Below are 21,447 nucleotides of genomic sequence, written 5' to 3' on the forward strand. Positions count from 1 at the left end.
TCAGCTTCGAATGAAAATAAATTCAGCTCATTTTTGTTCCGGGATATACCAGGAAAAAATATTTATGTTGAAGATGCTAGCGAAAAAGTGTTTAGGGAGATTCATAACGCGATCGCTGCCGTGATAAATCAAAACCCCTTGCGCCTGGCCTGTGGCCACGGTTACACTGAATGAGAACATTGATTTCAATAAATCATTGTTTTAAAAGTATTTTGACTCGGGGTGCCCTTCTTCGTTGAAGGCTGAGAAATACCCGTATTACCTGATCTGGATAATGCCAGCGTAGGGAAGTCAGATGCCTTCCCGGTCATCGCTTCTTCACGCAAGGCAGGAGCGAACCCATGCAGCCTGACCTGCTCGATTTACACGTTTTACATCACTTCCGCACCCGTTCTCCGCTGACCCATTGTATGACCAATGATGTCGTACAGACCTTTACGGCCAACGTTCTGCTGGCGCTTGGCGCATCCCCGGCGATGGTGATTGAGGCCGAAGAGGCCGAGCAGTTTGCCGCGATCGCCGATGCGCTGCTGGTCAACGTTGGCACGCTGACCGCGCCGCGCGCCCAGTCGATGCGCCGGGCGATTGAGAGCGCGGTGGCGGCAGGCAAGCCCTGGACGCTGGACCCGGTTGCCGTGGGCGCCCTGACGTTCCGCACCCGGTTTTGCCATCAAATCCTTGCCCTGAAACCGGCGGCCATTCGCGGCAATGCCTCTGAAATCCTTGCTCTTGCCGGGATGAGCCCGGGCGGGCGCGGCGTTGATACGACCGATACCGCAGCCAGCGCGGTGCCCGCTGCACAGGCGCTGGCTCGCCAGACCAATGCCGTTGTGGTCGTCACCGGCGAGGTGGATTACATCACGGACGGGCAACGCACCCGAACGGTTACCGGCGGCGATCCGATGATGACGCGCGTGGTGGGCACCGGGTGCGCGCTCTCTGCCGTTGTGGCGGCGAGCTGCTCGCTGCCGGGTGACCGGCTGGATAACGTCGCTGCCGCCTGCGGATGGATGAAACGAGCCGGAACGGTCGCGGTTGCGCAGTCGCGTGGCCCGGGCAGTTTTGCCAGCGCGTTCCTGGATGCGCTCTATACGCTGGAGGAGCAGGCATGAAGCGGATTAACGCCCTGACCATTGCCGGCACCGATCCCAGCGGCGGCGCGGGTATCCAGGCTGACCTGAAAACATTCTCGGCCCTTGGCGCGTACGGCTGCTCGGTCGTTACCGCGCTGGTGGCGCAAAACACGCGCGGCGTGCAGTCGGTCTACCGTATCGAGCCGGATTTTGTTGCCGCGCAGCTGGATTCTGTGTTCAGCGACGTGCGCATCGATACCACCAAGATCGGCATGCTGGCCGAGACGGATATTGTGGAAGCGGTGGCCGAGCGGCTTAAACGCTATCAGGTGCAAAACGTGGTGCTGGATACCGTCATGCTGGCAAAAAGCGGCGACCCGCTGCTTTCGGCCTCCGCCGTGGAGACGCTGCGTACAAAACTGCTGCCGCAGGTGGCGCTTATCACGCCCAATCTGCCGGAAGCCGCCGCGCTGTTAGGCACATCGCATGCGCAAACTGAACGCGAGATGAAAGCGCAGGGAAACGCGCTGCTGGCGATGGGCTGCGGCGCGGTGCTGATGAAGGGCGGTCATCTTGACGATGCTGAAAGCCCGGACTGGCTCTTTACCCGCGATGGCGAAGTACGTTTTACCGCGCCGCGCGTGCAGACCAAAAACACCCACGGCACGGGCTGCACGCTCTCCGCCGCGCTGGCGGCGCTGCGTCCCCGGCATGAAGGCTGGGCCGATACGGTTAGCGAAGCGAAAGCCTGGCTCTCGGCGGCGCTGGCAAAAGCCGATACTCTGGAAGTCGGTCACGGTATTGGGCCGGTTCATCATTTTCATGCATGGTGGTAACCCAGTATACTGGCAGGAAACACCACGCCTGAGAAAACAGAGATGGAACAAGCGCATACCCGGTTAATCGCTCAACTGAATGAACGGATCGCCGCGCCGGACAACACGCCGCTGTACCTGAAATTTGCCGAAACGGTAAAAAATGCGGTGCGCAGCGGGGTGCTGGAGCACGGGAATATTTTGCCCGGCGAGCGCGATCTGAGCCAGTTAACCGGCGTGTCGCGCATCACCGTGCGAAAGGCAATGCAGGCGCTGGAGGAAGAGGGCGTGGTGACGCGTTCCCGTGGATATGGCACGCAAATCAACAACATCTTTGAATATTCGCTGAAAGAGGCGCGCGGGTTCTCGCAGCAGGTGGTGCTGCGCGGCCAAAAGCCCAATACGCTGTGGGTCAACAAGCGGGTGGTGAAATGCCCGGAAGAGGTGGCTAATCACCTGTCGATCTCCCCGGACAGCGAGGTTTTTTTACTTAAGCGCATTCGCTATGTGGATGACGATGCGGTGTCGATTGAAGAGTCCTGGGTCCCGGTCGGGTTAATTCCCGATCCGGATGCAATTGGCATTTCGCTGTACGACTACTTCCGCAGTCAGAACATCTTCCCGCAGCGCACCCGCTCAAGGGTGAGCGCCCGCATGCCGGACAGCGAGTTTCAGGCGCACATTAAGATGGATGAAAAAATACCGGTGCTGGTGATCAAGCAGGTTGCGCTTGACCAGCAGCACCGTCCGATTGAGTACAGCATCAGCTACTGTCGCAGCGATCTATACGTCTTTGTGTGCGAGGAGTAATTCCTCACGAGTCGGGGCGCAATCGCCGCCGCGGTGGCTGACCACCCAGGACGCCACGGCATTCCCCAGCAAAACGGCGTCTGCCAGTGACCATCCCGCTGCCAGCCCTGCCAGCGTGCCGCCCGCGTGGCTGTCGCCAGCACCAATGGTGTCCACAACCGTCGCCGGGAACGCCGGAACAACGCCCGAGGCGTCACCCTCATACCACATAGCACCGTCTTTATCATGGCGCACAATTAGCGCGGCGCCGAAGCGTTGCTGCCACACTTCACCCAGGTTTTCAGACTCCACACCTAATCTTTCAGCTGCAAGTTCCGCTTCCTGACGATTGAGCGACACGATTGGCCTGCAGGCCATAATCCGCTCCATCAGCGCGTCGGGAATATCCGCGATGCGGGGGCCGAAATCGATCAATGCCGTCACGTCCTGTAATCCCTCCAGCCAGCGTGTCAGCAGCTCGCCGCACGGCGATGCCAGCTGGTAGCCGGACAAATAAACCAGACTGTTTTGCGGAACGTAAAGCGCATCCAGCCAGCGCTGCTGCCACTGGTTCTCCACGCCGCTAAAGGACATAAAGGTACGTTCGCCGTCAGGCTCAACCAGCGCCAGGCACCAGCCGTTGTCGCCCGTATCGGCCTCCACGGCGCTGTGCAGATCCTGCTTCGCCATGGCGTTGCGGATAATATCCGCCCAGACGCCGTGACCGACGGGCAGAGCGTTTTGCGCCATAATGCCGAGCCGCTTCAGGGCGATGGCGATATTCAGCGCGCAGCCGCCGATATTCACGCCCTGCTGTTTAAGCTCGATATCGCACCCGCGCCAGGGCAGGGCGTAGGCGTCGGCGATGACGTCTATCACCGCTGCGCCCAGCACCGTCACCGGGCGCGTGGCGTGCAGGGTGTCGAGACGTTGGGCAAATGCATTCATACGCCCTCCCTTTGCTCCCGATAGTGCAGCAGTTTCTCGCAATAGTGACCGAAATCGAGCCGGTTAACGGCGTCGAGCTCGGCCTTCAGCGCCGGGTCAATCGCCTGAACGCCGTGGAGCGCGCCGCAGATGGCTGTCGCCATGGCGCCAATGGTGTCCGTATCGCCGCCCAGGTTGGCGCATAAAATGGCGCAGCGGTTCGGATCGGTTTCCGCCAGTTCGACCATCGCAATGGCCGCCGGGACGGACTCAATGGTGCTGGTTCCTGCGCCGACAAGCTGATAAATCTGCTCGCTGGCGGAGTCGATGCCGTTGGCTTCCCGTACGGTCTTAAGCGCCAGCTCAATACGCGCCGCCAGCGACGCGCTGAAGGTGGTGGTTTTCGCCTCCTGCGCATAGCGGGCGATACCCGGCAGGGCATCGACGATGTTCTGCCAGCTTTCGCCGTCGACGGCACGGGAAACCGCCCACGCAATCACCACCGCGCCGGCAATGGCGAGGTCCGATTTATGGGTCGGGCTGGAGGCCAGCGCCACCTGCTCAACAAAGTGTTCCAGACGCGTCGCCGGAAGCAGGCAGCCCAGCGGGGAGGCGCGCATCGCCGCCCCGTTGGTCACGCCGTTGTTTTCCAGCTCGCTGACCGGCTTGCCGTCACGAATTGCGTTAAGCGCGATTTTGGAGGTCGGGCCGAGCACGTTCTTATTAAACGCATCGAAATCCAGAGCCCAGCGCAGAATATGCTTGCCGATAACGTCCGCGTTGATCTCCCCGTCGCACTCGACGATCGCATCAGCCAGGCACAGCGCCATTGAGGTATCGTCGGTAAACTCTGCCTGTTTGAAATAGCAGGCCGCATTATTCTCTGCCGGGCCGGGTAAAAAGCGGTCAATCCAGCCGAAGTGCGCCTTGACGCGCTTTCTCGGCCACAGCTCCGACGGCATGCCCATCGCATCCCCTAAAGCCTGCCCGTAAAGGGCACCGAGAACACGTTCTTGTTTCATTTAACTTCCCCTTGTGTCAGCGCGGTATCGCCATCAACCACCGCAATTGCGGCGATCTCTTTGTCCGATTCGCGGAAAAACAGCATAAACAGCACGGCAATCACGGCAATCATGATTGCACCAAACGTCCACATTCCGGCCCAGTTGAAGGTCAGCCCATTCACCGGCTCTTTGTATGCGAACATTTTTTCCATCATCACGCCGCCCAGGCGGTAACCCAGCAGGCTACCAAAGCCCTGGCAGCACAGCGTAATCAGGCCCTGTGCGGCGGTGCGCATGTGCACCGGCGCTTTTTTATCCACGTAGATATACGCGGTGACGTAGTAGAAGTCGTAGCTCACGCCGTGCAGCAGAATCCCGAGGAACAGCAGGGCGTAGGTGAAGTACTGTTCCGCACCACCGTATACGAAGAACCCGTAGCGGATGGCGGCGGTAATCAGACCCAGCAGTAAGACCTTCTTAATACCAAAGCGTTTGGTAAAGAACGGCAGGGCGAGCATAAAGAAGATTTCGGAGAACTGGCCGAGCGTCATCCAGCCGGTGGCGTTTTTCATTCCCACTTCGGTGAGATAGCCGTTGGCGAAAATGTAGTAGAAGGCCAGCGGCATGGCGAACAGGAACGAGCAGAAGAAGAACACGAGGAAGTTTCTGTCGCGCAGCAGGATCAGCGCGTCCAGCCCGAGCATCACTTTGAAGTCCAGCTTGCCGGTACTTTTCGGCGGGGTGTTCGGCAGGAACAGGGCAAAGACGCCGAGCAGGGCGGAGCTGGCGGCCGTCATCAGCAGCGGAATATTGGTATCGGAAATATCGCTGTAGCCCAGCATCTGCGGCAGGAACCCACACGCCAGACCGGAGGCGATCCAGCCGATAGTGCCCATCACGCGGATACGCGGGAAATCGGCTTCGACGTCATCCACGTTCGCGAAGGCAATACTGTTGGTCAGCGCGATGGTGGGCATGTAGGTCAGGGAGTAAACCAGCAGCAGCGGGAAGAAGGTGCTGAACTGGGTTTGCTGTGCGGCGAAGTACATCAGAATCGCGCCGGCAAACATCAGCACCGCCAGCACTTTCTGCGCGGCGAAGAAGCGGTCCGTCAGTGAGCCGACCAGAATCGGGGAGAGGATAGCGGCAATGGCAGTACAGGCGTAAGACCACCCAATTTCCCCCGCGGTAAAACCGCTTTTGCTCAGCCACAGCCACAGCGGCACAAACCACGCGCCCCAGATAAACCATTCAACAAACATCATGAATGACAGTTGGACTTTCGTTTTCATTTTTTAATCCTGCATGTCAGAGAGGGTACGCCTTTAACATACCACTCAATAATACCTTTTAAATACCTTTGTGGCGATTGTTTGATCAATGTAACAGTTTTGTTGTACACGAATCGAGCCAGCAGATTGTGCTGAAAAAAAATGCAAAGGCTGGAAAATCTGTTAAGTCGGTACCAGGCTTAGTCTGCCCATAAATAATGGGACTGGATTAACGCACACCGACATGACGTCGAACTTACGGGAGTATCACATGACTGATATTGCGCAGTTGCTTGGCAAAGACGCCGACAGCCTTTTACAGCATCGTTGTATGACCATTCCAGCCGACCAGCTTTACCTGCCTGGTCATGATTACGTTGACCGCGTGATGGTCGACAACAACCGTCCCCCTGCCGTGCTGCGAAATATGCAGACGCTCTACAACACCGGACGGCTCGGCGGCACCGGGTATCTCTCTATTCTGCCGGTAGACCAGGGCGTTGAGCACTCGGCGGGCGCCTCCTTTGCGGCGAATCCGCTCTACTTCGATCCGAAGAACATTGTTGAACTGGCGATTGAAGCGGGCTGTAACTGTGTAGCCTCCACCTACGGCGTGCTGGCCTCCGTCTCGCGTCGCTATGCCCACCGCATTCCGTTCCTCGTGAAGCTGAACCACAACGAAACCCTGAGTTACCCTACCGAATATGACCAGACGCTCTACGCCAGCGTCGAGCAGGCGTTCAATATGGGGGCGGTTGCCGTTGGGGCGACGATTTACTTTGGCTCTGAACAGTCCCGTCGTCAGATTGAAGAGATCTCTGCGGCGTTTGAGCGCGCTCATGAGCTCGGCATGGTGACCGTGCTGTGGGCGTACCTGCGTAACTCGGCGTTCAAAAAAGACGGCGTGGATTACCACGTGTCGGCCGACCTGACCGGCCAGGCGAATCATCTGGCGGCGACCATTGGCGCTGATATCGTGAAGCAGAAAATGGCCGAGAATAACGGCGGCTATAAAGCGGTGAACTTTGGCTACACCGATGACCGCGTTTACAGCAAGCTGACCAGCGATAACCCGATCGATCTGGTGCGCTACCAGCTGGCGAACTGCTATATGGGACGTGCTGGGCTGATTAACTCCGGCGGCGCGGCGGGCGGCGATACTGACCTGTCAGATGCGGTGCGTACGGCGGTTATTAACAAACGTGCGGGCGGCATGGGGCTGATCCTGGGCCGTAAGGCGTTTAAGAAATCGATGGCCGACGGCGTGAAGCTGATCAATGCGGTGCAGGACGTCTATCTGGACAGCAAAGTCACGATTGCCTGACCTGAGGGCGAAGTGTAGGCCGGGTAAGGCGTAGCCGCCACCCGGCAATACCATCAGCGCAAAAGCACACAGTCCGGCGGCAACCGACACTGCAGCGCGCCGGGCAACACCTCAATGCGGAACTGCGTCCCGCTCAGCGGCTCTCCGTCGAGGTTAAACGTCATCCCGTGCGGCGCATTTACCTCAAACCACGCCGATTTCCCGTCAATGATATTTGGACTCTCTTCCGGCTGCGTCAGCGTGGTAAACAGCGCGGGCAGCAGGCCGTCGCCCGTGAAAATCCTCAGCTGTAGCTGACCGTCATTGATTAGCGCCTCCGGGCACAGCTGCTGACCGCCGCCTGCCTGTCGACCATTGCCAATGCCAATTACCAGCGCGTCACCCTGCCACTGAAAATCCTCGCCGCGAATTTCGCAGCGGTCAGGCTTGAGGGTGTCCATGCGCATCAGGCCGTGGATCAGGTATGACACGCCGCCCAGCGCCGCCTTCAGCTTTTCCGGCGTTTCGCTGGTGATGCGCGTGCCAAACCCGCCGGTCGCCATATTGATAAAGCAGGTTTTATCATTCACCTGCGCAATATCTACAGCGGTGGCTTTACCGAGGATCGCCAGCTGGAGCGCCTTCTCTAACTCCTCCGGGATCCCGGCGCTGGTGGCAAAGTCATTGGCGGTGCCGAGCGGTAAAATGCCCATCACCGGGCGGTTTGCCGGGGGCAGGTCGATTAGCGCTGAGGCAATCTCATTGATAGTGCCATCGCCGCCGCCGGAAATGATGGTCTCAACGCCAAGCCCGAGGGCTTCATTGATATAGCGTGCCGCGTCGCCTTTTTCCCACGTCACCCTGACGTGAATGCGCGCGCCGTCGTCGCGCAAGCCGTGAATTGCCTGACGCAACAGATCGTTGCCCGCGCTTTTGCCGTTGAGAATCAATAAACTGTCTGGATAGGTTGCCATCCGCGCTGCTCCCTTTTTTAGCGTTAGTAAGAGTGTATAGCAGAGAGGAAAAAAGCGGGTAAGAACAGGATGAAAGGAACAAAATATGCCCGAAAGCGCGTTACACTCCAGCGATGATATGAACGTAATCACAGGAAAGTGATGATGAATAAAATTTTGGTAAGCGCGTGCCTGATGGGCTTCAGGGTTCGTTATAACGCAAGTGAGAAAGCGCGAATGGGTGAGCAACTTGCTCGCTGGCAACAGGAACAACGTCTGGTTATCCACTGCCCTGAACTGGCGGCCGGGTTGCCTGTACCTCGTCCTCCGGCAGAGATTATGTCCGCTGATGGGAAAGACGTGATGCACGGGCAAGCCAGAATTATTGAAAATACCGGGCAGGATGTGACCGCACATTATCAGCTTGCAGCCTGGCTTGCGCTACGCGCTGCTCAGGAGTCGGGGTGTAGCGCTGCATTGTTAACCGATGGCAGCCCAACGTGCGGCAGCGAGTTCATTTATGACGGATCGTTTCGCGGCATACATAAAGCGGGGAGGGGGGTTGCGGCATCGTTGCTCGCTGAGCATGGGATCGCCGTGTTCTCAGAGAAGCAAATCGACGAACTCATTGCCTGGATTGAGGAGAGAGAAGGCAAAAAATAAGCCCGCGTAAGGGAGATTACGCAGGCTAAGGAGGTGGTTCCTGGTACAGCTAGCATTTATGGGTTATGTTTTTCAGCGGGGGGATAATACCCGTATTGAACGAAGCGGTATGTGATCCGATTCTAAGAATTATCCCAGCGCGAAAAAATTTCCCTGATTGACTATTTGCCGTGTGGGTTTCGGGTGCTTTCACCGTTGAAGTTACGCATCAGCAGCGCGAACTTCAGCTCCACCTCTTCCGGAACCGGCAGCCAGACGGTATGCCCGTCACCCGGCGCCACGTCAATCGCTTCGCCTTTGCCGTTTTCCAGATGCTCCAGCGTGAAGTTCATGTTGCCCTGCGGGGTCATCAGCTCCAGGCTGTCGCCTTTGGTGAACTTGTTTTTCACCGCGACGGCCGCCAGCGCGCCTTTACGCTCGCCGGTGAAGTCACCGACAAACTGCTGGCGCTCGGAAACGGAGTAGCCGTGCTCGTAGTTCTGGTAGTCGTCGTGGGTATGACGGCGCAGGAAGCCTTCGGTATAGCCGCGATGCGCCAGGCCTTCCAGAGTTTCCAGCAGGCTGGTATCGAACGGTTTACCGGCGACCGCATCGTCGATGGCTTTACGGTACACCTGCGCGGTACGCGCGCAGTAGTAATAGGATTTGGTGCGGCCTTCAATCTTCAGGGAGTGCACGCCCATCTGCGTCAGACGCTCGACGTGGGCGATGGCGCGCAGATCTTTTGAGTTCATGATGTAAGTGCCATGTTCGTCTTCAAAGGCGGTCATGTACTCGCCAGGACGTTTGGCTTCTTCAATCATAAACACGCTGTCGGTTGGCGCGCCGATGCCCAGCGTCGGCTCAACGTTGGTCACCGGAATAGGCTCGTGCTTGTGGACGATGTTGCCGATGTCATCCTCTTTGCCTTCCTGGACGTTATATTCCCAGCGGCAGGCGTTGGTGCAGGTGCCCTGGTTCGGGTCGCGCTTGTTGATGTAGCCGGAAAGCAGGCAGCGGCCGGAGTAGGCCATGCACAGCGCGCCGTGGACGAAGATTTCGATTTCCATATCCGGCACCTGAGTGCGGATCTCTTCGATCTCTTCCAGAGACAGTTCGCGGGACAGAATGACGCGGGTCAGCCCCATCTGCTTCCAGAACTTCACCGTCGCCCAGTTGACGGCGTTAGCCTGTACGGAGAGATGAATATCCATCTCCGGGAAATTCTCCCGAACCAGCATGATTAAACCCGGGTCCGACATGATCAGCGCGTCCGGCCCCATATCCACCACCGGCTTCAGGTCGCGGATGAACGTTTTCAGCTTGGCGTTGTGCGGCGCGATGTTCACGACCACGTAGAATTTTTTGCCCAGAGCATGCGCTTCGTTGATGCCGAGCTGCAGGTTCTCGTGGTTGAATTCGTTGTTACGCACGCGCAGCGAGTAGCGCGGCTGGCCCGCATACACGGCGTCGGCGCCATAGGCGAAAGCGTAACGCATATTTTGCAGCGTTCCCGCCGGGGAAAGGAGTTCCGGTTTAAACATGTTTGTTCTCGTTCTGATGACAGGTCAGATCCGCGTGCACCTGGTGCAGCGGTAAGGGGAGATCCCCCACTTTAAGGGCGGGCATTGTAGCGCTGCGGGGCAGGGAGGTAAAGTTATTGTGCCGGGTGGCGGCTTCGCCTTACCCGGCCTGGATTGACCTGCGGATGACTAGGCAATCCTGCACGCATCCGCTTCCCAGCGATACCCCACGCCATACACCGCGCGAATAAACGACTGTTCGGCGTCCAGCGCTTCCAGCTTGCGGCGCAAGTTTTTGATATGGCTGTCGATGGTGCGGTCGGTCACTACGCGGTAATCGTCGTACAGGTGGTTCAGCAGCTGTTCGCGGGAAAAGACTTTCCCCGGCTCGTGGGAGAGGGTTTTCAGCAGGCGGAACTCCGCAGGGGTCAGGTCCAGCAGCTTGCCGCGCCAGCTTGCCTGGAAGCGGCTTTCATCCACAATCAGCGGGCTTTCAGCGTCCAGCACCTGAAGCTCGCGCTGCGGCCTGCAGCGGCGCAGAATGGTCTTCACGCGGGCTACCACCTCGCGCGGACTGTAGGGCTTGCAGATGTAGTCGTCCGCGCCGATTTCGAGCCCCAGCAGGCGGTCAATCTCTTCAATTTTGGCGGTGACCATGACGATCGGCACGTCGGAGAAGCGACGAATTTCCCGGCACAGGGTCAGGCCATCAACGCCTGGCAGCATTAAATCAAGCAGGATAAGATCCGGCGGAGTCTGGCGTACATACGGCAGCACCTGGTCGCCGTGGCTTATCAGAGTCGGGGCATAGCTGGCCGCGCGTAAGTAGTCGATCAGCAGCTGTCCCAGCTTGGGTTCGTCTTCGACGATCAAAATGCGCGGCGTGTTTTCGTCAATCGGTAACTCGGTCATACTTCTCTCGATAAATCCCGTTCCAGAGGTAACTCTACTGTAATGCTAACCCCGCCAAAAGGCGAATGGGCGGCGCGGATCGTGCCATTATGCGCCTCGACGATGTTAACGCAAATCGCCAGCCCCAGGCCGGAGCCGCCGCTGGCGCGGTTGCGGGAGCCTTCGGTACGGTAGAAACGTTCAAACAGTTTTTCCAGCTGCACGTCCTGCACGCCGGGGGCGGAATCCGCGAAGGTGAGGGCAAAGCGCCCGTTTTCCTGCCTGCCGGAGATGTGCAGCCCTCCGCCGCTGTCGGTGTAACGCAGGCTGTTTTCCAGCAGGTTGTTGAACAGCTGCATCAGCCGGTCTTTGTCGCCAAACACCACCGCGCTGTCCGGCAGGGAGAGGTCGATTTTCAGGTCGCGGCTGGCAAACCGCTCGCGGAAGGCGCCGCTCGCCACTTCCAGAATGTTAATCACGTCCACCGGCGCTTTCTGGTAGGCCAGCGCGCCTTCGTCAGACATGGAGAGCTGGTGGAGATCGTCCACCAGCTTGGTGAGCGTACCCACCTCCGCCTGCAGGGAGGCCACCGATTCGGGCGTAAACTGGCGCACGCCGTCCTGAATGGCCTCCAGCTCGCCCCGCAGCACCGCCAGCGGGGTGCGCAGCTCGTGCGAGATATCGGCCATAAAGTCGCGGCGCATCTGCTGGTTTTTCTCCAGCGTGCTGGCGAGCTGGTTAAAATCCTGCGCCAGCTTGCCCAGTTCGTCCTGGCTGCGGGTATCGACGCGGGTGGTGAAATCCCCGGCGGCCAGCTTGTGCGTGCCTTCCACCAGCCGTTTCACCGGGGCGAGCAGGCCGCGCGCCAGCGGGAAGGTGGCGAGCGCGGCGAGCAGCGTGGAGAGGGCGACAATCAGCCAGCTTGTGCGGCGCTGCTGGCGGTCAAAGTTGATGTCGGTGTTGCGCGTCAGGCGCTCCACCGGCGAGGCGATCACCCAGCCCACGGTGGCGTTATTCACTTTAATTGCCCGCCGGGTGCCGTCCGGCGGTATCGGCGCGCGCGGCCCAACCAGGGGGCGCATATCCTGGTCGATCACCCAGAACTGGGTGCGCCAGCCGTGCGGCGGCATGCCCGGCCCCGGGCGATCGTCACCGGTATCGTGCTCCAGCGAGCGCAGGATCTGGAAAATAAAGCGGTCGTTATTGCGCAGAAAACGCCAGTTGCCGTGTTGGGCGTACTGTTCACTCAGCGCATCGCTTAAGCCCTGTAAACGCTGTTCATTGCCATGCTTGATGTAATCAATAAAGCCGCGCTCGAAGCTTACCCGCACCGCCCAGTGCATGGTGATCAGCAGGACGATACAGGTGGCGAAGATCGCTACAAAGAGCTTGCCGGTAATACCCGGACGCCAGAATTTCATGAGCCACTCCTTTTGCCGCGCCTAATCACGACGTTCTTGCTGGTATCATCCGGCACTCTGGCGAAGATGAAAGCGGGCAGGGCGATGATGACCGCCATGCTGAGGTAGGTATACAAAAAGACCTGATGCGCCACCGGCGTGTCGACGCTGAGATGGTGCTGGCCGTACATGCCGAGCAGTAAGCCCGCGAGGGTCACCCCGACGCTCATCGAGAGCTGCATGATCATCGACAGCAGGCTGTTGCCGCTGCTCGCCAGATCGTCCGGCAGGTCCTTCAGCGTCAGGGTATTCATCGACGAGAAGCGCATGGAGTTGACAATCCCCTGGCAGAACAGCACCAGCGGCAGAACGTAGTACCAGCCCATCAGCGCCACGGCCATAAACAGCAGGCTGACCAGCGCCAGCCCCAGCGTGGCGGCCACCAGCACGTGACGGTAGCCAAAGCGGTTCACGACCTGCACCACGATGCGCTTCATCCCCATGCTGCCGAGCACCATCGGGATCATCATCAGGCCCGCGTGGAACGGCGAAAAGCCCATGCCAATTTGCAGAAAAACGGGCGTCATAAACGGCAGCATCCCGCTGCCGACGCGCCCGGCGAAGCTGCCGAACAGGCCAAGGCGGTAGGTAGGGTTTTTAAACAGGTTCAGGCTGAACAGCGCCTTATCGTTACCTCTGGCATGCCGCAGATACCACAAAATAGCGATGACGCCGAGAGCGACCAGAATACCCAGCGTCATGGTGGAAATCCCGAGCCCTTTTTGCCCGTCCAGCGCCAGGGTAAGCGTAGCCATGCCCGCCGCCAGCAGGATAAAGCCAAAGAAATCAAAGCGCCGCGTCTGCATTTTGTAGTTCGGCATCAGCGCCAGGGTGGCGATGGCACCGATGATGCCCACCGGCAGGTTGATTAAGAAGATCCAGTGCCACGAGGCGTACTCCACAAGAATGCCGCCCAGCGCCGGACCCAGCAGCGGCCCCACCTGACCGGGCAGGGTCACAAAGGTCATCGCCGCCATGTACTGCTCGCGCGGCACAATTTTCATCACCGTTAGCCGCCCGACGGGCACCATCATCGCCCCGCCGACGCCCTGCAGCACGCGCGCCATCACCAGCTGGTCGAGGGTATTGGCCTGGGCGCAAAACAGCGAGCCGGTAGTAAACAGCACGATGGCGATAAAGAAGATGTTCCGCACGCCCACCTTATCGGCCAGCCAGCCGCTGGCGGGCAGCATCACGGCCACCGTCAGCACGTAGGAGACAATCACCATGTGCATATGCAGCGGGCTCTCCCCCAGGCTTTTCGCCATTGAGGGGAGGGCGGTGTTGACGATGGTCGTATCCAGCGACTGCATAAAGAAGCCGAAGGCGACTATCCATAACTGCCAGCGAACGTTAGCGGGGAGATCGGTCATTTACTCGGTCACCGTGGTTCTGTTTTTACGCGAGAAGCGCAGCCGCAGGCGGTCGAAGAACAGATAGACCACCGGCGTGGTGTACAGCGTCAGCAGCTGGCTCATCACCAGGCCGCCGACAATGGTGATCCCCAGCGGCTGGCGCAGTTCTGAGCCGTCGCCGCCCGAGATAACCAGCGGCAGCGCGCCAAAAAGCGCCGCCAGGGTGGTCATCATAATCGGACGGAAGCGCAGCAGGCAGGCCTGGAAGATGGCTTCTTCCGGCGACAGATTGCCGTTGCGCTGGGCGTCCAGCGCGAAGTCCACCATCATGATGGCGTTTTTCTTCACGATACCGATCAGCAGCATGATCCCGATGAGCGCGATAAGGCTGAACGGCGCGCCGAACAGCTCCAGCGCCAGCAGTGCCCCCACGCCCGCCGACGGCAGCGTCGAGAGAATGGTCAGCGGGTGCACGTAGCTTTCGTACAGCACGCCCAGCACAATATAGACCGTGGCGATGGCGGCCAGAATCAAAATTACCTGCGAGTTCATCGTCTCCTGGAACACCTGCGCGGTCCCGGCAAAGCTGCCGCGCACGGTGGACGGCACGCCAAGCTGGGTCATCGCGCGGTTGATTGCGTCGCTGGCCTCAGAAAGTGACGAACCGGCGGGCAGGTTAAAGGAGATGGTCGATGCCGCCGAAAGCCCCTGATGGTTCACCGACAGCGGCGCGTTGGCAGGCTGCCAGCTGGCGAAGTAGGAGAGTGGAATCGCCTTGCCGTCGTTGTTAATCACAAACATTTTGTCCAGGGCGCTGATGTCCTGGGTGTAGCGCGGGTCAACTTCCATTACCACCTTGTACTGGTTCATCGGCTGGTAGATGGTGGAGATCTCGCGCTGGCCGAAGGCGTTGTTCAGCAGGCTGTTGGCGGCTTCAACATTAATACCCAGCCGCGACATGGTTTCGCGGTCGTAGGTCAGCGCCATCTCGGCGCCGTTGTCCTGCTGATCGGAGTTTACGTCCGCCAGCTCCGGCAGGGCGGCTAGCGCCTTGCGGATCTTCGGCTCCCACTCGCGCAGGGCGGCCAAATCGTCCGAGAGCAGCGTGTACTGATAGCTGGCGTTCGCCTGTCGCCCGCCGACGCGGATATCCTGAACGGCCATCAAAAACAGGTTTGCCCCCGGCTCTTTGGCGAGCTTCACCCGCAGGCGGTCAATCACCTGCTGGGCGGTTTCGTTGCGCTCGCCGCGCGGTTTCAGGGTAATAAACATCATCCCGCTGTTAACGCGTGACCCGCCGGTAAAGCCGGTGACGTTATCCACGGCGTTGTCTTCACGAATGATCTTCATAAAGTCCTGCAGCTTGCCGCGCATCGCCTGGAACGAAATGCTCTGGTCCGCCTGAATCCCCCCCATCAGCACGCCGGTGTCCTGCTCCGGGAAGAAGGTTTTCGGGATGGTGATGTACATCCAGACGTTAAGCACGATGGTGCCGATCAGCACCAGACCGACCAGTCGGGTATGGTTCAGCACCCACTTCAGCGATTTGCCGTAGCCTTCCTGCATGGCGATCAGGAGGCGACCAAAGCCTTTGCGGCGCGGCTGCGAATGGGGTTTGCTGCGCTTGAGCATCCAGCCGCACATCATTGGCGTCAGCGTTAAGGAGATGACCAGCGAAATGCCGATGGCGACGGAGAGAGTGACGGCAAACTCGCGCAGCAACCGGCCCGGCAGCCCGCCCATCAGCAGCAGCGGCAGGAACACCGCGACCAGCGACAGGCTCATGGAGAGTACCGTAAAGCCCACCTCGCGCGTGCCCTGCAGCGCGGCCTGCAGCGGTTTCACGCCCGCTTCCAGATGGCGGGAAATGTTCTCCAGCACCACGATGGCGTCATCCACCACGAAACCCGTCGCAATCGTCAGGGCCATCAGCGACAGGTTGTTGAGGCTAAACCCGCACAGATACATGGCGGCAAAGGTACCGATCAGCGAGACCGGCACGGCGACCGCCGGAATAAGCGTCGCGCGGCCGGATCGCAGGAACAGGAAGACCACCAGGATCACCAGCGCGACGGAGATCACCAGCGTTTGCTCTACCTCTTCCAGCGAGGCGCGAATGGTCGGGGAGCGATCCTGGGCAATTTGCAGATCGATCGCCGCCGGTATGGTCTCCTGCAGGTCCGGAAGACGGGCGCGAATGCTGTTCACCGTCTCGATAATGTTGGCCTCCGGCAGCTTGCGGATCATCAGCAGAATCGCCGGCTTTGCGTTAGTCATCCCGGCGTTACGCACGTCCTGCACCGAATCGGTGACGCTGGAAACGTCGCTTAATCGCACCGCCGCGCCGTTGTTATAGTGGATGATGAGCGGTTGATATTCCGCCGCGGTTTTCAGCGCGTCGTTGGTGTGGATCTGCCAGCGGTGGCTGCCGTCCTCAATCGCTCCCTGCGGTTTACGCACGTTGGCGTTGCTGATGGCGGAGCGCACGTCGTCCAGCGACACGCCCTGGTTAAACAGCGCCTGCGGGTTTAACCCCACGCGCACCGCGGGCAGGGAACTCCCGCCAACGCTCACGTCGCCGACGCCGTTAATTTGTGAGATTGTCTGCGCCAGCTGGGTGGATGCAAAGTCGTACAGCTGCCCCTGCGAGTACGTATCCGAGGTCAGCGTCAGGATCATGATCGGCGCGTCGGACGGGTTGGCCTTGCGGTAGGTTGGGCGGCTCGGCATCCCGCTCGGCAGTAGGCTTTGCGCGGCGTTGATGGCCGCCTGCACGTCGCGCGCTGCGCCGTTAATATCCCGGTCGAAGCTGAACTCCAGAATGATGCGCGTGCTGCCCAGCGAGCTGCTGGAGGTCATCTCGTTGACCCCCGCAATCCGCCCGAGCGAACGCTCCAGCGGCGTGGCAACCGACGAGGCCATGGTTTCCGGTGAGGCGCCTGGCAGCGAAGCGCTGACCATGATCACCGGGAAATCCACCTGCGGCAGAGGCGCTACCGGCAGCAGCCGGAAGCCCAGCACGCCGCAGACGGTAATGGCGAGCGAGATTAAAATCGTCGCCACCGGGCGATAAATGAAGAGGGCGAAAAACTTCACTTACGCCTCCTCTTCACGTTTCGGGAAGCGGCTTTTGGTCCACAGCGCCAGGCGGTCAAACAGCAGGTAGATCACCGGCGTGGTGAAGAGGGTCAGCACCTGGCTCACCAGCAGACCGCCTACCATGCCGATACCCAGCGGACGACGGAGCTCCGCGCCGACGCCGGTGCTCAGCATCAGCGGCAGCGCGCCCAGCAGGGCGGCCAGCGTGGTCATCAGGATGGGGCGAAAACGCAGCAGGCAGGCCTGGAAAATCGCATCGCGCGGCGACATGCCCTGCTCGCGCTCGGCGGCCAGGGCAAAGTCGATCATCATGATGGCGTTTTTCTTCACGATCCCGATAAGCAGAATAATGCCGATGATGGCAATCACGTCCAGCTCGCTGCCCGCCAGCATCAGTGCCAGCAGTGCCCCCACGCCCGCCGTCGGCAGGGTAGAGAGGATGGTGATCGGGTGGATAAAGCTTTCATACAGCACGCCGAGCACGATGTACATCGCCACGACCGCCGCCACGATCAGCCAGATGGTGTTACCCAGCGCGGCCTGAAACGCCAGGGTGCTGCCCTGGAACTGGGTCTGAATATCGGACGGGAAGCTGAGATCTTTTTCCGCCGCCTGAATGGCCTCCACCGCTTCGCCCAGAGAATAGTTGTCCGGCACGTTAAATGAGATGGTGGTGGACGGGAACTGATCCAGATGGTTGATCGACAGCGGGGTATAGCGTTCTTCCACCGTGGCGATAGCGCTCAGCGGCACAATGCCGCCGTCTTTGCTGGTCAGGCGCACCGAGTCCAGCCCCGCCAGGCCGGGCGTGTTCTCCGTGTTGTGCTCCAGCACCACGCGGTACTGGTTCGCCTGGGTGTAGATGGTGGAGATCAGGCGCTGACCGAAGGCGTTGTACAGGGCGTTGTCCACGTCCGCCATGGTGATACCCAGACGGCTGGCGGTATCGCGGTTGACGTTAACGTACGCCGCCAGCCCTTTGTCCTGCCAGTCGCTGCTAACATCGGAGAGCTGGGGCAGGGTGTTAAGCTTGTTCACCAGCTGCGGCACCCAGGTGCTGAGGGCATCCAGCGTGGTGGCCTGCAGCGTGAACTGGTACTGCGTGCGGCTGACCTGCGTATCAATGGTCAAATCCTGAATCGGCTGCAGGTAAAGCTCAACGCCCGGCACGCGCGCGACGGCGTTTTGCAGACGCTCAATGACGGCGTTGACGCGATCGTCGCGTTCATCCAGCGGCTTGAGGTTGATCTGCAGACGCGCGCTGTTGAGCGACGGGTTGGTGCCGTCGACGCCCACGTAGGAGGTCAGGCTCTCGACCGCCGGATCCTTCATGATGATTTCAGACACCTGCTGCTGGCGCTGTGCCATATTGGCGAAGGAGACCGACTGCGGGGCCTGAAGCGTGCCCTGAATAATGCCGTTGTCCTGGATCGGGAAGAAGCCTTTCGGAATGAAAATCCACAGCATCACGCTGAGCGCCAGCGTGCCGAGCGCCACGCCGAGCGTTGCCCACGGATGGTTCAGAACTTTCGCCAGCACGCGACCATAGGCGGCAATAATGCGCTCGAACATGCGCTCGGAGGCGCGCGAAAAGCGGTTTTGCTTGCGCAGGGACTCGTGGCTCAGCATGCGGGCACACATCATCGGCGTCAGAGTCAGCGACACCACGGCGGAGATCAAAATGGCGACCGCCAGCGTCACGGCAAACTCGCGGAACAGCCGCCCGACGATATCGCCCATAAACAGCAGCGGGATCAGCACCGCAATCAGCGAGAAGGTCAGCGAGATAATGGTAAAGCCGATTTCCCCTGCGCCCTTCAGCGCGGCGGCCAGCGGTTTTTCGCCTTTCTCGATATAGCGCGAGATGTTCTCGATAACGACGATGGCGTCATCCACCACGAACCCGGTGGCGATGGTGAGCGCCATCAGCGTCAGGTTATTGATCGAAAAATCGAGGAACACCATCACCGCAAAGGTGCCGACCAGCGAGAGCGGTACGGCGACGGCAGGAATAATGGTCGCCGGGACGTTACGCAGGAACAGATAGATGATCATAACCACCAGCGCAATCGCCAGCATCAGCTCAAACTGGGTGTCGGTGACCGACGCGCGAATGTTGGTGGTACGGTCGGAAAGCACCTTCACGCTGACCGATTTCGGCAGGCTTTCGATCAGCTGCGGCAGCATGGTGCGGATGCTGTCGGCGGTTTCGATGATGTTCGCGCCCGGCTGGCGCTGCACGTTCATCACGATCGCCTGCTGCCTGTTGGCCCAGGCTCCCAGCCAGCTGTTTTCCGCACCTTGTTCTACGGTCGCCACGTCGCCCAGACGCACCGGCGCGCCGTTCTGGTAGGCGATAATCAGCTGACGATATTCGTCGGCGGACTGCATCTGGTCGTTCGCCGAGAGCGTCACGGCGCGGGTTGGGCCGTCCAGCGAGCCCTTCGCCGAGTTGACGTTGGCGTTGCTAATGGCGGTGCGGATGGTTTCACTGGTGAGCCCCAGCGCGGCGATGGCCTGCGCGTTCAGCTTGACGCGCACCGCCGGGCGCTGTCCACCCGCCAGGGTGACGAGGCCGACGCCGGAAACCTGAGAAATTTTTTGCGCCACGCGCGTTTCGACCATGTCCTCTACCTGGGTCATCGGCATGGCGGAGGAGGTGACGGCCAGCGTCATGATCGGCGGATCCGCCGGGTTCACCTTGCTGTAGACAGGCGGGTTAGGCAGATCCGACGGCAGCAGGTTGGTGGCGGCGTTGATGGCGGCCTGCACCTCCTGCTCGGCGACGTCCAGCGACAGCGTCAGCTGGAACTGCAGCGTCACGACGGATGCGCCGCCGGAGCTCTGGGAGGACATCTGTTTTAGCCCCGACATCTGGCCGAACTGGCGCTCAAGCGGGGCGGTGATGGCGGACGTCACGACATCAGGGCTGGCGCCGGGATAGAGCGTCACCACCTGAATGGTTGGGTAATCCACTTCCGGCAGCGCCGATACGGGCAGGAAGCGATAGCCGATAATCCCGGCGAGCAGGATCGCCACCATCAGCAGCGTGGTGGCGACAGGACGGAGGATAAACAGGCGTGATGGCCCACCTGTAGAGCCTGGCGGCAGCACCTGCATCAGGAGGTCGCTCCCTGTTTCGCCGGTTCAACCACTTCTACTTTGGCTCCTTCGGTCAGACGGTCAATACCGTCGGTGACCACGCGGTCGCCTGCGGAAAGGCCGGCGCTGATGACCACCGTCTGGCTGTCCTGAATTCCGGTTTTTACGAGATGCTTGCTGACCTTATTGTCGCTGTTAAGCACCCAGACAAAGTTACCTTCATTACCCATCTGCAGTGCAGCGGTGGGGATCACCACCGCGTTCTCTTCGGTCGCGACCAGCATGCGCGCATTGACGAACTGGTTCGGGAAGAGGGCATCGTCCTGGTTATTAAAGCGCGCCTTCAGCTTGATGGTGCCGGTGGTGGTGTCGATCTGGTTATCCAGACTGAGCAGGGACCCTTCACTCAGTTTCTGCTTGTTGGTGCGGTCCCAGGCTTCCACCACCAGGCCTTTACCGGTTTTTTGCGCCTGCATGACGGTCGCGATATCGCTTTCCGGCAGGGTAAAGACTAAATCAATCGGGTGGGTTTGGGTGATCACCACGATGCCCGTGGTGTCGCCGCTGGAGATTTGGTTGCCGATATCGACCTGCTTCAGGCCGACGCGTCCGTCAATCGGCGCGGTGATGCGGCTCCAGTCCAGCTGCAGCTGGGCGCTGGCAACGGCGGCTTCGTCGGCTTTGATAGTGCCCTGCGTTTCGCTGACCAGCGACTGCTGGGTATCAAGCTCCTGACGAGACACGAGGTTGGTTTTCACCAGCTGCTGGTAGCGCGCTAAATCCCGGCGGGCGTTGGCGAGCGTGGCTTTGTCTTTCGCGAGCTGTCCCTGCGCCTGGGCGAGGGCAACCTTAAACTGGCTCGGGTCAATTTCGGCCAGCAGATCGCCCGCTTTGACCTGCTGACCTTCCTGGAAGTGGATCGCGACGAGCTGGCCGTCGACGCGGCTGCGCACCGTGGCGGTATTGGCGGCGGTAATGGTCCCGAGACCTGTGAGATAGCGAGGAACGGCTTTATTCACCGCCGTCGCCGCCTGTACCGGCGCCAGGGCTCCGCCGCGCATGCCGTGACGCCCTCCGCCTGCCGGGCGCTGTGCCTGATTGCTGGCACCGGCGGGAGCTGCGGAGTTCGCGGATTGGCTGTGCCAGTACCAGGCGGCGGCAAGGGCCACCACAATGATGCCAGCGGCGATTGCCCAGCGGGGTTTGTTACTGCCTTTCATCGTTATACGTTCTCATCCTG

16 protein-coding genes and 1 riboswitch are annotated in these 21,447 nt (G+C 60.0%); of the genes, 5 read left to right on the plus strand and 11 right to left on the minus strand.

All coding sequences use genetic code 11. The features are described from left to right. Nucleotides 1-208: 208 nt before the first annotated feature. Nucleotides 209-306: riboswitch (TPP riboswitch) on the plus strand. 35 nt (nt 307-341) lie between these two features. Genes thiM through F0319_RS06300 form a run of 3 tightly spaced genes read left to right on the plus strand, consistent with a single transcriptional unit; the run spans nt 342 to nt 2,698 of the window. Beyond that, complete coding sequence (thiM, locus tag F0319_RS06290; RefSeq protein WP_149366502.1) at nt 342-1,112, plus strand: hydroxyethylthiazole kinase; 771 nt, start codon at nt 342-344, stop codon at nt 1,110-1,112. Next, nucleotides 1,109-1,909 (plus strand): bifunctional hydroxymethylpyrimidine kinase/phosphomethylpyrimidine kinase, encoded by an 801-nt coding sequence (gene thiD, locus F0319_RS06295; RefSeq protein ID WP_149366503.1) that lies wholly within the window; start codon nt 1,109-1,111, stop codon nt 1,907-1,909. Before thiM ends, thiD begins: the two co-directional genes overlap by 4 nt. Before the next feature lie 42 nt (nt 1,910-1,951). Beyond that, complete coding sequence (locus F0319_RS06300; RefSeq protein ID WP_032646519.1) at nt 1,952-2,698, plus strand: GntR family transcriptional regulator; 747 nt, start codon at nt 1,952-1,954, stop codon at nt 2,696-2,698. Here F0319_RS06300 and F0319_RS06305 read toward each other — a convergent pair. The 3 genes from F0319_RS06305 to F0319_RS06315 are packed head-to-tail and all read right to left on the minus strand — an operon-like array spanning nt 2,672 to nt 5,900. Next, nucleotides 2,672-3,625: a PfkB family carbohydrate kinase gene (locus F0319_RS06305; protein WP_149366504.1), complete on the minus strand. Its 954-nt coding sequence runs from the start codon at nt 3,623-3,625 to the stop codon at nt 2,672-2,674. The two genes, F0319_RS06300 and F0319_RS06305, sit on opposite strands and share 27 nt — an antisense overlap. Further along, nucleotides 3,622-4,626: an ADP-ribosylglycohydrolase family protein gene (locus F0319_RS06310; RefSeq protein WP_149366505.1), complete on the minus strand. Its 1,005-nt coding sequence runs from the start codon at nt 4,624-4,626 to the stop codon at nt 3,622-3,624. The genes F0319_RS06305 and F0319_RS06310 overlap by 4 nt, the downstream gene beginning before the upstream one ends. Then, nucleotides 4,623-5,900: a nucleoside permease gene (locus tag F0319_RS06315; protein WP_047174535.1), complete on the minus strand. Its 1,278-nt coding sequence runs from the start codon at nt 5,898-5,900 to the stop codon at nt 4,623-4,625. Before F0319_RS06315 ends, F0319_RS06310 begins: the two co-directional genes overlap by 4 nt. Before the next feature lie 250 nt (nt 5,901-6,150). Between F0319_RS06315 and fbaB the strand changes: the two genes are divergently transcribed. Then, entirely contained in the window at nt 6,151-7,203 is a 1,053-nt protein-coding gene (fbaB, locus tag F0319_RS06320) for a class I fructose-bisphosphate aldolase (RefSeq protein ID WP_008500869.1), read from the plus strand. 53 nt (nt 7,204-7,256) lie between these two features. Here fbaB and yegS read toward each other — a convergent pair whose 3' ends face one another. Next, nucleotides 7,257-8,156: a lipid kinase YegS gene (gene yegS / locus F0319_RS06325; RefSeq protein ID WP_047174536.1), complete on the minus strand. Its 900-nt coding sequence runs from the start codon at nt 8,154-8,156 to the stop codon at nt 7,257-7,259. A gap of 141 nt (nt 8,157-8,297) precedes the next feature. On the opposite strand from yegS, the gene F0319_RS06330 reads away from it, so the two are divergent. After that, on the plus strand, nt 8,298-8,798 hold the full coding sequence (locus tag F0319_RS06330) for a 2-thiouracil desulfurase family protein (RefSeq protein WP_149366506.1): 501 nt from the start codon (nt 8,298-8,300) through the stop codon (nt 8,796-8,798). A gap of 161 nt (nt 8,799-8,959) precedes the next feature. Here F0319_RS06330 and trhP read toward each other — a convergent pair whose 3' ends face one another. From trhP to F0319_RS06365, 7 genes are all read right to left on the minus strand, one after another. After that, on the minus strand, nt 8,960-10,321 hold the full coding sequence (trhP, locus tag F0319_RS06335; protein ID WP_111965797.1) for a prephenate-dependent tRNA uridine(34) hydroxylase TrhP: 1,362 nt from the start codon (nt 10,319-10,321) through the stop codon (nt 8,960-8,962). 168 nt (nt 10,322-10,489) lie between these two features. Then, complete coding sequence (baeR, locus tag F0319_RS06340; protein ID WP_111965796.1) at nt 10,490-11,212, minus strand: envelope stress response regulator BaeR; 723 nt, start codon at nt 11,210-11,212, stop codon at nt 10,490-10,492. Beyond that, a complete protein-coding gene (baeS, locus tag F0319_RS06345; protein WP_149366507.1) occupies nt 11,209-12,612 on the minus strand; it encodes an envelope stress sensor histidine kinase BaeS in 1,404 nt (467 codons plus the stop codon). Before baeS ends, baeR begins: the two co-directional genes overlap by 4 nt. Further along, entirely contained in the window at nt 12,609-14,024 is a 1,416-nt protein-coding gene (gene mdtD / locus F0319_RS06350) for an MFS transporter (protein WP_149366508.1), read from the minus strand. The genes baeS and mdtD overlap by 4 nt, the downstream gene beginning before the upstream one ends. After that, on the minus strand, nt 14,025-17,102 hold the full coding sequence (gene mdtC, locus F0319_RS06355) for a multidrug efflux RND transporter permease subunit MdtC (RefSeq protein ID WP_149366509.1): 3,078 nt from the start codon (nt 17,100-17,102) through the stop codon (nt 14,025-14,027). Next, nucleotides 17,103-20,225, minus strand: a complete 3,123-nt coding sequence (locus F0319_RS06360) for an MdtB/MuxB family multidrug efflux RND transporter permease subunit (protein ID WP_149366510.1) — start codon at nt 20,223-20,225, stop codon at nt 17,103-17,105. After that, a complete protein-coding gene (locus F0319_RS06365; protein WP_149366511.1) occupies nt 20,225-21,427 on the minus strand; it encodes an MdtA/MuxA family multidrug efflux RND transporter periplasmic adaptor subunit in 1,203 nt (400 codons plus the stop codon). The genes F0319_RS06360 and F0319_RS06365 overlap by 1 nt, the downstream gene beginning before the upstream one ends. Between the last annotated feature and the right edge of the window lie 20 nt (nt 21,428-21,447).

Source organism: Enterobacter vonholyi (assembly GCF_008364555.1).
GTDB lineage: Bacteria > Pseudomonadota > Gammaproteobacteria > Enterobacterales > Enterobacteriaceae > Enterobacter > Enterobacter vonholyi.